Origin of the sequence: Leclercia sp. LSNIH1, assembly GCF_002902985.1 — a bacterium.
In the GTDB taxonomy this organism is placed as follows: domain Bacteria; phylum Pseudomonadota; class Gammaproteobacteria; order Enterobacterales; family Enterobacteriaceae; genus Enterobacter.
In genome coordinates this window covers 4,389,776-4,402,699 of sequence record NZ_CP026167.1, presented here as the reverse complement: position 1 = coordinate 4,402,699, position 12,924 = coordinate 4,389,776, and the positions used below count along the sequence as shown (strand labels likewise).

General features: G+C 55.3%; 13 protein-coding genes. 8 read left to right on the top strand and 5 right to left on the bottom strand.

Annotated features, from left to right (window positions below; all coding sequences use genetic code 11):
* Positions 1 to 27 precede the first annotated feature (27 nt).
* The 7 genes from C2U54_RS21745 (at position 28) to pdxK (ending at position 6,778) form a co-directional block, all read left to right on the top strand.
* A complete protein-coding gene (locus tag C2U54_RS21745; RefSeq protein ID WP_103180655.1) occupies positions 28 to 927 on the top strand; it encodes a Dyp-type peroxidase in 900 nt (299 codons plus the stop codon).
* Positions 928 to 1,101: 174 nt separating this feature from the next.
* Positions 1,102 to 2,118 (top strand): sulfate ABC transporter substrate-binding protein, encoded by a 1,017-nt coding sequence (locus C2U54_RS21740; RefSeq protein ID WP_103180653.1) that lies wholly within the window; start codon positions 1,102 to 1,104, stop codon positions 2,116 to 2,118.
* The gene (gene cysT / locus C2U54_RS21735; RefSeq protein ID WP_103180651.1) at positions 2,118 to 2,951 is read left to right on the top strand and encodes a sulfate/thiosulfate ABC transporter permease CysT; all 834 of its coding nucleotides are present in this window, start codon (positions 2,118 to 2,120) and stop codon (positions 2,949 to 2,951) included. Before C2U54_RS21740 ends, cysT begins: the two co-directional genes overlap by 1 nt.
* Complete coding sequence (cysW, locus tag C2U54_RS21730; protein WP_103180649.1) at positions 2,951 to 3,826, top strand: sulfate/thiosulfate ABC transporter permease CysW; 876 nt, start codon at positions 2,951 to 2,953, stop codon at positions 3,824 to 3,826. The genes cysT and cysW overlap by 1 nt, the downstream gene beginning before the upstream one ends.
* Complete coding sequence (cysA, locus tag C2U54_RS21725; RefSeq protein ID WP_103180647.1) at positions 3,816 to 4,910, top strand: sulfate/thiosulfate ABC transporter ATP-binding protein CysA; 1,095 nt, start codon at positions 3,816 to 3,818, stop codon at positions 4,908 to 4,910. The genes cysW and cysA overlap by 11 nt, the downstream gene beginning before the upstream one ends.
* Before the next feature lie 114 nt (positions 4,911 to 5,024).
* Positions 5,025 to 5,936 (top strand): cysteine synthase CysM, encoded by a 912-nt coding sequence (gene cysM, locus C2U54_RS21720; protein ID WP_103180645.1) that lies wholly within the window; start codon positions 5,025 to 5,027, stop codon positions 5,934 to 5,936.
* Positions 5,937 to 5,941: 5 nt separating this feature from the next.
* Entirely contained in the window at positions 5,942 to 6,778 is an 837-nt protein-coding gene (gene pdxK, locus C2U54_RS21715) for a pyridoxine/pyridoxal/pyridoxamine kinase (protein ID WP_103180643.1), read from the top strand.
* Between the two features lie 47 nt (positions 6,779 to 6,825).
* Here the strand turns inward: pdxK and crr are convergent, their stop codons facing one another.
* The 5 genes from crr to cysZ form a co-directional block, all read right to left on the bottom strand.
* Positions 6,826 to 7,329, bottom strand: coding sequence for a PTS glucose transporter subunit IIA (crr, locus tag C2U54_RS21710; RefSeq protein ID WP_039029658.1), 504 nt, complete (start codon positions 7,327 to 7,329; stop codon positions 6,826 to 6,828).
* Between the two features lie 43 nt (positions 7,330 to 7,372).
* A complete protein-coding gene (gene ptsI, locus C2U54_RS21705; RefSeq protein ID WP_103180642.1) occupies positions 7,373 to 9,100 on the bottom strand; it encodes a phosphoenolpyruvate-protein phosphotransferase PtsI in 1,728 nt (575 codons plus the stop codon).
* 44 nt (positions 9,101 to 9,144) lie between these two features.
* Positions 9,145 to 9,402 carry a phosphocarrier protein Hpr gene (gene ptsH / locus C2U54_RS21700; protein WP_000487600.1) on the bottom strand — a complete coding sequence of 86 codons (258 nt, stop codon included), beginning with the start codon at positions 9,400 to 9,402 and terminating at the stop codon, positions 9,145 to 9,147.
* A 379-nt stretch (positions 9,403 to 9,781) separates the two neighbouring features.
* The gene (cysK, locus tag C2U54_RS21690; protein WP_039029656.1) at positions 9,782 to 10,753 is read right to left on the bottom strand and encodes a cysteine synthase A; all 972 of its coding nucleotides are present in this window, start codon (positions 10,751 to 10,753) and stop codon (positions 9,782 to 9,784) included.
* 154 nt (positions 10,754 to 10,907) lie between these two features.
* Positions 10,908 to 11,669 carry a sulfate transporter CysZ gene (gene cysZ / locus C2U54_RS21685; protein ID WP_103180640.1) on the bottom strand — a complete coding sequence of 254 codons (762 nt, stop codon included), beginning with the start codon at positions 11,667 to 11,669 and terminating at the stop codon, positions 10,908 to 10,910.
* 230 nt (positions 11,670 to 11,899) lie between these two features.
* Between cysZ and zipA the strand changes: the two genes are divergently transcribed.
* Positions 11,900 to 12,913, top strand: a complete 1,014-nt coding sequence (zipA, locus tag C2U54_RS21680) for a cell division protein ZipA (RefSeq protein ID WP_103180639.1) — start codon at positions 11,900 to 11,902, stop codon at positions 12,911 to 12,913.
* Positions 12,914 to 12,924: the final 11 nt, after the last annotated feature.

Below are 12,924 nucleotides of genomic sequence, written 5' to 3'. Positions count from 1 at the left end.
CGTGGCATCTTTTTTTCAGGAGGAGCGATGTCTCAGGTTCAGAGTGGCATTTTGCCAGAACATTGCCGCGCGGCGATTTGGATCGAAGCCAATGTCAAAGGGGATGTTGATGCCCTGCGTGCGGCCAGCAAAGTCTTTATTGATAACGTGGCCACCTTCCAGGCCAAATTCCCGGATGCCCACTGCGGCGCAGTGGTGGCATTTGGTCACAACGTCTGGCGTCAGCTGAGCGGCGGAGAAGGGGCCGAAGAGTTGAAAGACTTTGTCCCTTACGGTAAAGGTCTGGCTCCGGCCACCCAGTACGACGTGCTGATCCATATTCTCTCTCTGCGTCACGACGTGAACTTCTCCATCGCCCAGGCTGCGATGGCTGCCTTTGGCGACTGCGTTGAAGTAAAAGAAGAGATCCACGGTTTCCGCTGGGTGGAAGAGCGCGATCTGAGTGGCTTTGTTGACGGCACCGAAAATCCGGCAGGGGACGCGATCCGTCGTGAAGTCGCGGTGATCAAAGAGGGCGTGGACGCGGGCGGCAGTTACGTCTTCGTCCAGCGCTGGGAGCACAACCTCAAACAGCTCAACCGCATGAGCGTACACGACCAGGAGATGATGATTGGCCGCACCAAAGAGGCCAATGAAGAGATCGACGGCGACGATCGCCCGGCGACCTCTCACCTGAGCCGCGTGGATCTGAAAGAGGATGGCAAAGGGCTGAAGATTGTCCGCCAGAGCCTGCCGTATGGTACCGCCAGCGGCATACACGGCCTCTACTTCTGCGCCTACTGCGCGCGTCTGTATAACATTGAACAGCAGCTGCTGAGCATGTTTGGCGATACCGACGGCAAGCGCGACGCGATGCTGCGTTTCACCAAACCGGTGACCGGCGGCTACTACTTTGCGCCATCCATCGAGCGTCTGCTGGCATTATAAAACGGCACTCCTTTCACAGGCCGGGCAAGCGTAAGCGCCACCCGGCACTTTTCCCGCACCCTTATTCCCTTTTCTGCTTCCAAATCACTAAACGGTATATAAAACCGTTACTCCTTTAGTACGCGTTATAAATATCATGACCCTGAGAAAAACATCACATCTTAAGGGTGCGCAATGGCCATTACTGTACTGAAAAAAGGATCTCTGGTGCTGGCAGCTTCAGTGTTGCTGGTCGCGCAGGCGCAGGCAACCGAGCTGCTGAACAGCTCCTATGATGTCTCGCGCGAGCTGTTTGCCGCCCTGAACCCGCCCTTCGAACAGCAGTGGGCGAAAGAGAATAACGGCGATAAGCTGACCATTAAGCAGTCTCATGCCGGCTCGTCGAAACAGGCGCTGGCCATTCTGCAGGGGCTGAAGGCCGATGTGGTCACCTATAACCAGGTCACTGATGTGCAGATCCTGCACGATAAAGGCAAGCTGATCCCGGCCAACTGGCAGAGCCGTCTGCCGAACAACAGCTCGCCGTTCTACTCAACCATGGGCTTCCTGGTACGTAAGGGCAACCCAAAGAACATCCACGACTGGAACGACCTGGTGCGTTCTGACGTGAAGCTGATCTTCCCGAACCCGAAAACCTCCGGCAACGCCCGTTACACTTACCTGGCCGCCTGGGGCGCCGCAGACAAAGCGGACGGCAACGATAAAGCCAAAACTGAACAGTTCATGACCCAGTTCCTGAAAAACGTTGAAGTGTTTGATACCGGCGGTCGCGGTGCCACCACCACCTTCGCGGAACGCGGTCTGGGCGATGTGCTGATCAGCTTTGAATCGGAAGTGAACAACATCCGTAAGCAGTACGAAGCCCAGGGCTTTGAAGTGGTTATCCCGAAAACCAACGTTCTGGCGGAGTTCCCGGTAGCGTGGGTGGATAAAAATATCGAAGCCAACGGCACGGAGAAGGCGGCAAAAGCCTATCTCAACTATCTCTACAGCCCGCAGGCGCAGACGGTGATCACCGATTACTACTATCGCGTGAATAACCCGGACGTGATGAACAAGCTGAAAGACAAATTCCCGCAGACCGAGCTGTTCCGCGTGGAAGAGCACTTTGGTGCCTGGCCTGAGGTGATGAAAACCCATTTCGCCAGCGGCGGTGAGTTAGACAAACTGTTGGCGGCGGGGCGTAAGTAATGTTTGCAGTTTCCTCCAGACGTGTGCTGCCGGGCTTTACCTTAAGCCTCGGGACCAGCCTGCTGTTCGTCTGTCTCATTTTGTTATTACCGCTCAGCGCGCTGGTGGTCCAGCTCTCTGAGATGAGCTGGTCCCAGTACTGGGAGGTGATCAGCAATCCGCAGGTGGTGGCGGCCTATAAAGTGACGCTGCTGTCGGCGTTTGTCGCCTCCCTGTTTAACGGCGTGTTCGGCCTGCTGATGGCGTGGATCTTAACTCGCTACCGTTTTCCGGGCCGCACGCTGCTGGATGCGCTGATGGATTTACCCTTCGCGCTGCCCACCGCGGTGGCGGGCCTGACTCTGGCCTCGCTGTTTTCCGTCAACGGTTTTTACGGCGAGTGGCTGGCGAAGTTTGATATCAAAGTGACCTATACCTGGCTCGGCATTGCGGTGGCGATGGCCTTTACCAGCATCCCGTTTGTGGTGCGAACCGTGCAGCCGGTACTGGAAGAGTTAGGCCCGGAATATGAAGAGGCGGCAGAAACGCTGGGCGCAACGCGCTGGCAGAGCTTCCGCAAGGTGGTACTGCCTGAGCTTTCTCCGGCCCTGCTGGCGGGCGTGGCGCTGTCGTTCACCCGCAGCCTCGGTGAGTTTGGCGCGGTGATTTTTATCGCCGGTAACATCGCGTGGAAAACCGAAGTGACCTCGCTGATGATTTTTGTTCGCCTGCAGGAGTTTGATTACCCGGCGGCGAGCGCCATTGCCTCGGTGATCCTGGCGGCATCGCTGCTGCTGCTGTTCTCGATTAACACTCTGCAAAGTCGCTTTGGTCGACGCGTGGTAGGTCACTGATGGCGGAAATCACTCAATTGAAACGCTACGACGCTCCCCGTATCAACTGGGGAAAATGGGTGCTGATTGGCACCGGCGTGCTGGTATCGGCCTTCATTCTGGTCGTGCCGATGGTCTATATCTTTGTCCAGGCGTTCAGTAAAGGGATTATGCCCGCGCTGCACAATCTGGCCGACCCGGACATGCTGCATGCCATCTGGCTGACGGTAATGATTGCGCTTATCACCGTGCCGGTGAACCTGGTGTTCGGTGTTCTGCTGGCCTGGCTGGTCACCCGCTTTAACTTCCCGGGCCGCCAGCTGCTGCTGACCCTGCTGGACATTCCATTTGCGGTTTCACCGGTGGTGGCCGGTCTGGTCTATCTGCTCTTCTACGGCTCCAACGGCCCGCTGGGCGGCTGGCTGGATGAGCATAACCTGCAGATCATGTTCGCCTGGCCGGGCATGGTGCTGGTTACGATATTTGTCACCTGTCCGTTTGTGGTACGTGAGCTGGTGCCGGTGATGTTAAGCCAGGGCAGCAACGAAGACGAAGCGGCGGTGCTGCTGGGCGCATCCGGCTGGCAGATGTTCCGCCGCGTCACCCTGCCGAATATCCGTTGGGCGCTGCTCTATGGCGTAGTGTTGACGAACGCCCGTGCAATTGGCGAGTTCGGGGCCGTTTCTGTTGTATCCGGCTCCATTCGCGGTGAAACCCTGTCGCTGCCGTTACAGATTGAACTGCTGCAGCAGGACTACAACACCATCGGCTCCTTTACCGCCGCAGCGTTGCTGACGCTGATGGCTATTTTGACCCTGTTTTTGAAGAGTGTGGTGCAGTGGCGTTTAGAGAATCAGGAAAAACGTCAGCATCAGGAGGGAAATCATGAGCATTGAGATTGCCAATATTAAGAAGTCTTTTGGTCGCACCCAGGTGCTGAATGATATCTCGCTGGATATCCCTTCCGGACAAATGGTGGCGCTGCTGGGGCCGTCTGGCTCCGGTAAAACCACGCTGCTGCGTATCATCGCCGGTCTTGAGCATCAGACCAGCGGGCACATCCGCTTCCACGGCACTGACGTGAGCCGCCTGCATGCCCGCGACCGTAAAGTGGGCTTTGTGTTCCAGCATTACGCCCTGTTCCGCCACATGACGGTGTTCGATAACATCGCCTTTGGCCTGACGGTGCTGCCGCGTCGTGAACGTCCGGACGCCGCCACCATCAAGGCGAAAGTCACCAAACTGCTGGAGATGGTGCAGCTGGCTCACCTGGCTGATCGTTATCCGGCGCAGCTCTCCGGCGGCCAGAAACAGCGTGTGGCCCTGGCGCGCGCCCTCGCCGTTGAGCCGCAAATCCTGCTGCTGGACGAACCCTTTGGCGCGCTGGATGCGCAGGTGCGTAAAGAGCTTCGCCGCTGGCTGCGTCAGCTGCATGAGGAGCTGAAATTCACCAGCGTCTTCGTGACCCACGATCAGGAAGAGGCGATGGAAGTGGCCGACCGGGTGGTGGTAATGAGCCAGGGGAATATCGAACAGGTTGATGAGCCTGAGCAGCTCTGGCGTGAACCGGCGACCCGCTTCGTGCTGGAGTTTATGGGTGAAGTGAACCGACTGCACGGCAATATCCGCGGCGGCCAGTTCCATGTCGGGGCCCACCGCTGGCCGCTGGGTTACACCCCTGGCTATCAGGGGCCGGTCGATCTCTTCCTGCGTCCGTGGGAAGTGGATGTCAGCCGTCGCACCAGTCTCGACTCGCCGCTGCCGGTCCAGGTGCTGGAAGCCAGCCCGAAAGGTCATTACACCCAACTGGTCGTCCAGCCGCTGGGCTGGTACAACGAACCGCTGACGGTGGTGATGCGCGACGAGGAGCCGCCGCACCGCGGTGAACGCCTGTTTGTCGGCCTGCAACATGCGCGCATTTACCATGATAAGGATCGCATCGAGACGCGGGGAGATCTTGCTCTGGCGGAATCTGCCTGATAGGTTAACGCCACGTAGTTTTGCCGGGTGGCGCTGCGCTTACCCGGCCTACGATATGCTCTGTGTAGGCCCGGTAAGCGTCAGCGCCACCGGGCTTTTTATTGGACAGCGGTCATGAACACATTAGAACAAACCATCGGCAACACCCCTCTGATCAAGCTGCAACGGATGGGGCCGGATAACGGCAGCGAAATCTGGATCAAACTGGAAGGCAACAACCCGGCGGGTTCGGTGAAGGATCGTGCCGCGCTGTCGATGATTGTCCAGGCGGAAAAGCGCGGTGAAATCAAGCCCGGCGATGTGCTGATCGAGGCGACCAGCGGGAACACCGGCATTGCGCTGGCCATGATCGCCGCCCTCAAAGGCTATCGCATGAAGCTGCTGATGCCGGACAACATGAGCCAGGAGCGCCGTGCCGCGATGCGGGCCTATGGTGCCGAGTTAATTCTGGTCAGTAAAGAGCAGGGTATGGAGGGGGCTCGCGATCTGGCTCTTGAGATGGCGAACCGGGGCGAAGGTAAGCTGCTGGATCAATTCAACAACCCCGATAACCCCTATGCCCATTACACCACCACCGGCCCGGAGATCTGGCAGCAGACCGAAGGCCGCATCACCCATTTTGTCTCCAGCATGGGAACCACGGGCACCATCACCGGCGTCTCCCGTTTTCTGCGTGAGCAGGAAAAAGCGGTCACCATTGTTGGCCTGCAGCCGGAAGAGGGGAGCAGCATCCCGGGTATTCGCCGCTGGCCTGCGGAGTACATGCCGGGCATTTTTAATGCTCAGCTTGTGGACCAGGTGCTGGATATTCACCAGCGCGAGGCGGAAAATACCATGCGTGAACTGGCCGTACGCGAAGGTGTTTTCTGCGGCGTCAGTTCAGGAGGCGCGGTAGCGGGCGCCCTGCGCATTGCACAGGCGGTGCCGGGCGCGGTGGTGGTGGCGATCGTCTGCGATCGCGGCGATCGCTATCTCTCTACCGGCGTGTTTGGTGAAGAGAGCTATGCGCAGGGCGCAGGGATCTAAAGGCGATGGAGATGATTTTATTCCGGGATAAAACCCGGGCGCAGCAGAGCGATATTGTGGCGGTTCAGTCGCAGGTGGTGTACGGCAGCGTGGGTAACAGCATTGCGGTGCCTAATATTCGCCAACATCGCCTCAACGTGACGGCGATACCAACCGTGCTGTTCAGTAATACCCCCCACTACGACACCTTTTACGGTGGGGTGATCCCCGACGAGTGGTTCAGCGGCTACCTGCAGGCGCTGGAAGAGCGGGACATTTTGCGGGAGCTGAAAGCGGTCACCACCGGCTACATGGGCAGCGCCAGCCAGATTATCCTGCTGGCGAACTGGCTGCGCACGATTAAGGCACAGCATCCGGATCTCTTTATCCTGGTGGACCCGGTCATTGGCGACACCGACAGCGGAACCTACGTTAAACCCGAAATCCCGGAAGCCTACCGTCAGCATCTGCTGCCGCTGGCGCAGGGGATTACGCCCAATGTCTACGAGCTGGAAGTGCTCAGTGGCAAATCGTGTCGGGATAACGCCAGCGCCATTGCCGCGGCAAAAGGGCTACTTTCTGATACGCTGCAGTGGGTAGCGATTACCAGCGCCCCCGTGGCTGGTGACGCTGACGCTATTCATGTAGTGTTGGTATCCCATGACGAGGTGACAATCAGTACCCATCCCCGCGTCAACGTCGATCTTAAAGGTACTGGCGATCTCTTCTGTTCAGAGCTTGTCAGCGCGCTGGTGCAGAATGAGAGCGTGGCGGCGGCGATAAGCCGTGCAGGGGAGAGGGTGACGCAGGTCATGCAGTATACTCAGGAAAAAGGGTACGACGAGCTGGTTTTACCTCTCTGACAAACAAAAATGGCGCCCGAAGGCGCCATTTTTCTGTGCGGCAAAAATTACTTTTTGATGCGGATAACCGGGGTTTCACCCACGGTGACGCTGCCGGACAGTTTAATCAACTCTTTGATTTCGTCCATGTTGGAGATAACAACCGGCGTCAGGGTAGACTTGGCTTTCTCTTCCAGCAGTGGCAGATCGAATTCAATCACCGGATCGCCAACTTTAACGCGCTGGCCTTCTTCAGCGATACGCTTGAAGCCTTCGCCTTTCAGTTCAACAGTGTCGATACCGAAGTGAACGAACAGCTCAATACCGCTATCGGATTCGATAGAGAATGCATGGTTGGTTTCAAAAATCTTACCAATCGTGCCGTCAACCGGTGCAACCATTTTGTTACCGGTTGGTTTGATAGCAATGCCATCACCAACGATTTTCTCAGCAAATACGACATCTGGCACGTCTTCGATGTTGACGATCTCACCAGACAGCGGAGCAACAATCTCAATAGTTCCGGTGTCGTTATTGCCTTTGTCACCGAATAGTTTACTAAATAAACCCATTAGACTTCTCTCCTAAGCAGTAATTTGGGCCGCATCTCGTGGATTAGCAGATTGTTTTTTCTTCAATGAACTTGTTAACCAGCGTCATTAACTCGTCCGTTGTCGGTTGAGCAAGAGCCTGCTCTGCTAACACCTTCGCATCTTCGAAGTTCGTGTTACGGATAATCTTCTTGATACGCGGGATGGAAATGGCGCTCATAGAGAATTCGTCCAGACCCATACCCAGCAACAGAAGTGTAGCACGTTCATCGCCTGCAAGCTCACCACACATGCCTGTCCACTTACCTTCTGCATGAGAAGCATCAATAACTTGCTTGATCAAGTTCAGTACGGACGGGGACATTGGCTGGTAAAGATGTGAAATCATATCATTACCACGGTCAACTGCCAGGGTGTACTGGGTTAAATCGTTGGTACCAATACTAAAGAAGTCCACTTCTTTGGCTAAATGACGGGCAATCGTCGCGGCAGCAGGGGTTTCTACCATCACGCCAACTTCGATAGCTTCGTCGAATGCTTTACCTTCGTCGCGCAGTTCCTGTTTGAAGATTTCGATCTCTTTCTTCAGTGAACGCACCTCTTCAACAGAGATGATCATCGGGAACATGATGCGCAGTTTACCGAAAGCGGAGGCGCGCAGGATAGCGCGGACCTGGTCGCGCAGGATCTCTTTACGATCCATTGCGATACGCACGGCACGCCAGCCCAGGAACGGGTTCTCTTCTTTCGGGAAGTTCATGTACGGCAGCTCTTTGTCGCCGCCGATGTCCATGGTACGGACGATAACGGCCTGGGAGCCACAGGCTTCAGCAACCGCTTTATAGGCAGCGAACTGCTCTTCTTCGGTTGGCAGGGCGTCACGGTCCATGAACAGGAATTCAGTACGATAGAGACCGACACCTTCCGCGCCGTTGCGCTCAGCGCCATCGACGTCGCGTACGGTACCGATGTTTGCGCACACTTCTACCTGATGACCATCCAGCGTAATAGCAGGCAGATCTTTCAGCTTAGCGAGTTCCGCTTTTTCAGTCGCAACCTGCTCCTGAACGGTACGCAGTTTTTCGATCTCTTCGTTAGTTGGGTTGACGTAAACCACGTTGTTTACGGCATCCAGAATCAGATAATTGTCGTTTTTCACCTGTGCGGTCACGCTACCGGTACCCACGATGGCTGGCAGCTCCAGAGAACGCGCCATGATAGAGGTGTGGGAGGTACGGCCACCCGCGTCGGTGATGAAACCCAGCACCTTGTTCAGGTTCAGCTGTGCGGTTTCTGACGGGGTCAGGTCGGCAGCAACCAGGATGACTTCATCCTGAATCGCGCTCAGATCGATAATGGCAAGGCCAAGGATGTTGCGCAGCAGGCGCTTACCGATATCACGCACGTCAGCCGCGCGTTCTTTCAGGTATTCATCGTCCAGCTCTTCCAGGGCAGATGCCTGACCTTCGATAACTTCATGCGCAGCGGCATCCGCTGTCATGCCTTTATCTTTAATCAGGGCTATGATTTCCTGCTCAAGCTCCTCATCTTCGAGCAACATAATGTGCCCTTCGAAGATGGCTTCTTTTTCTTCACCGAAAGTTTCGCCAGCTTTAGTTTTGATCGCTTCCAGTTGCGCAGATGCTTTTGCACGGCCACTCAGAAAACGTTCAACTTCCTGATTTACCTTATCAGCAGAAATTTTTTTCCGGTCGATGACGATCTCGTCTTCTTTCAACAGAAGTGCTTTGCCGAAAGCGATACCCGGGGATGCTAAAATGCCTGAAATCATAACCCTACCTTACTTGTGACTGATATTTAAAAGAACCCGGATACTTACTCGAGCTCAGCCATCAGTTTAACCAGATGCTCAACTGCTTTCTGCTCGTCTTCGCCTTCCGCGGAGATGGTCACAACGGTGCCCTGAGTCAGACCCAGAGTCTGCAGTTTGAACAGGCTTTTTGCGCTTGCGCTTTTGCCGTTGGAAGTCACAGTGATCTCAGAAGTGAAGCCTTTTGCTTCTTTAACAAACTGAGCAGCAGGGCGGGTGTGCAGACCGTTCGGAGCGGTAATGGTAACTTCTTGCTGGAACATTGTATTTCCCCAACTTATTGGTTTAGTGTTGTGGAACTAAAGTCTAGCCTGGCGGCAGGACTTTAGCCTGTATTGTTAGCACCGGCTTAACGGCACGAGGCACAAATGTGTCAAACGTATTCCGGCACTGGCATGTCAGGCTGCTGACGTCTCGCTCGACATTAAACATTATGCCGCGAAAGCAAGACTTGAACCAAATCATAAAATCGATTCAGCAGCGCGAATTCCTGGATCGATTAATTTTGTGCTTCAAAATAATTGTCAGCTTAAATACCAGAGCCAACGGGGTTGAGCAATGCCGGAAGAGATAAAAGTTTGAAGCAGGCCACAAAAAAGCACCCAGTTGGGTGCTTTTTTACGCGATATTTACATTCTGGCACTACTGTTGCAGTTCTTTTTCAGTGAAGAGATCGGCAAACAGGGCAGTACTTAAATAACGCTCACCCGACGATGGAAGAATAACCACGATGTTCTTATTGGTAAAGGTTTCATCCTCGAGTAATTTCAACGCGGCGGCTACGGCAGCACCGGAGGAGATACCCGCCAGAATACCCTCTTCTTCCATCAGGCGGCGCGCGGTAGAAATGGCTTCATCGTTGGTGATAGCCACAACTTTATCAATCAGTTTCAGATCCAGGTTGCCCGGAATAAAGCCCGCGCCGATACCCTGAATCTTATGCGGGCCCGGCTTCAGTTCTTCTCCGGCCAGCGCCTGGGCAATGACTGGAGAGTCGGTTGGCTCAACGGCAACGGTAATAAGGTCTTTTTTACCTTTTGTACCTTTAATATAACGGCTCACGCCCGTCAGCGTACCGCCGGTACCCACACCAGAGATAAAGACATCAACCTGACCGTCGGTATCTTCCCAGATCTCCGGACCGGTGGTCTTCTCGTGGATTTCCGGGTTAGCCGGGTTGCTGAACTGCTGCAGCAGCAGGTATTTAGCCGGATCGCTGGCCACAATTTCTTCTGCTTTCTGAATAGCGCCTTTCATGCCTTTTGCGCCTTCGGTTAAGACCAGATTTGCGCCCAGGGCCTTCAGCAGTTTACGACGCTCAATACTCATGGTTTCTGGCATGGTCAGCGTCAGCTTATAACCGCGCGCGGCGGCAACGTAGGCCAGCGCGATACCGGTGTTACCGCTGGTTGGTTCAACCAGCTCAACGCCCGGTTTCAGTACGCCACGCTTTTCCGCATCCCAAATCATGTTGGCACCGATACGGCATTTTACGCTGAAGCTTGGGTTACGAGATTCTACCTTCGCCAGGATGCGTCCATTACCGATACGGTTCAGTCGAACCAGGGGCGTGTGACCGATAGTCAGCGAGTTATCTTCAAAAATCTTACTCATGGCCTGTCCTTAACTGTTTGAAATTGGGATACCGTCCCAGCATACCTGTTGCATAGGTAGGGGGAAGTAAGGAAATCGCATATCTATATGCTGCATAGAAATAATGGGGATCAGTATGGAATAAGGGGCGGCATAAGCCACCCCTCTTTTTAACTTATTTCCACAAAGCGTGTTTGTCGCGATAACAATCCACCCACATCGCCGTCGCGCCGCACACCGCTACCGGCATGATGAAAAGGTTAAGGAACGGAATCATGGTGAACAGGCTGGTCAGCGCGCCAAACTGCATATTGGCCATCTTACGGCTGCGCAGGGCGGTGCGCATCTCTTTGAAGGGCACCTTATGGTTATCAAAGGGATAGTCGCAATACTGGATGGCCAGCATCCACGCACTGAACAGGAACCAGAGTACCGGCGCTACGGTTTGTCCGATGCCGGGAATAAAATAGAGGAGCAGCAGCACGATGGCGCGGGGCAGATACCATGCCAGCTTTTGCCATTCGCGTTTCATAATGCGCGGCAGATCTTTCATGATCCCCAGCACGCCGGTGTCCGGCGGCGTGGCGCCCGTCAGCCGCGCTTCCAGCTGTTCGGCGAGCAGACCGTTAAAGGGGGCGGCGATCCAGTTGGCGAGCGTCGAGAAAAAGTAGCCAAACACCAGCAGAACCGAAACGATCGCAATTGGCCACAGCAGATAGCTCAGCCATTGCAGCCAGTCGGGCACATGGCTCATGAGCGCCGGGATCCAGCTGTCCAGACGGGTAAAGAGCCACCAGAAGGCGCCCCCCATCAGCAGAACGTTGATCAGCAGAGGCAGGATCACAAAGCGTCTGATGCCGGGCAGGGAAACCAGTTTCCAGCCCTGCGAAAAGTACCAGACGCCGCTGCGTGAAGGGGAAGATGTCGATGAAACCATAACCAGGTTGAGCTCCTTTTATCACAACCAGTGAAATTGCCTGCCTATATTAGCCAGTTGCGGCACGTTGACCAGTTCGGAAATGTTCGAAAAAACAGCAAAAAGCACGATTTAACTCATCTTTATGCTGCGAATGCTCTGCACGCACTTGCACTTGACGTAATCGGCAAATACTCTTAGTGAGTAAATGTTTGCCGTGGTGGCAAGGTGTTAGAACAACAGAGAATATAATGATGCAGGATTTGCGTCTGATATTAATCATTGTTGGCGCGATCGCCATAATCGCTTTACTGGTACATGGTTTCTGGACCAGCCGTAAAGAGCGCTCTTCTATGTTTCGCGATCGCCCACTGAAGCGCATGAAGTCTACCCGTGACGACGATAGCGATGAGGATATCGACGACATGGAAGATGAGGGTGTGGGTGAAGTACGCGTTCATCGGGCCAATACTGCGCCCGGCGCAGGCCATGGGGAGCATGAAGCGCCTCGTCAGCCTCCGCAGCATCAGTACCAGCCGCCTTACGCATCTGCACAGCCACGTCCCGCTGCGCCGCAACCCGTGGCCGAACCGGTACGCCAGCCGCAGCCGCAGCAGCATGAACCTGTGCGACAGCAGCCCGTGCCGCAGCAGCATGAACCTGTGCGTCAGCAGCCGGTGCCGCAGCCGCAATATGCCGCGCAGCCTGAACCACAGCCGCAGCCACAACCTGTCGTACAGCAGGCGCCGCAGCCTGTTGCGCCAGCGCCGCAACCAGCCCCAGCGCCGGTTTCAGAGCCGGAGCCGGTTGTCGAGGCCGCGCCAGTAGCTGAAAAACCACAGCGTAAAGAGACGGTGATTGTCATGAGCGTTGCGGCTCACCAGGGCACCACCCTGAATGGCGATGTGCTGCTTAACAGCATTCATCAGGCGGGCTTTAAATTTGGCGATATGAATATCTTCCATCGCCACCTCAGCCCTGACGGCAGCGGCCCTTCGCTGTTCAGCCTGGCGAATATGGTTAATCCGGGAACCTTCGATCCGGAGATGACCGGCGATTTCACGACGCCGGGCATTACCATCTTTATGCAGGTGCCCTCGTATGGCGATGAACTGCAAAACTTTAAGCTGATGCTGCAGTCCGCTCAGCATATTGCCGATGAAGTGGGCGGTATGGTGCTCGACGATCAGCGTCGAATGATGACGCCGCAGAAACTGCGCGAATATCAGGACCGCATCCGCGAAGTGAAAGAAGCTAACGCGTAAACATTCGCGTT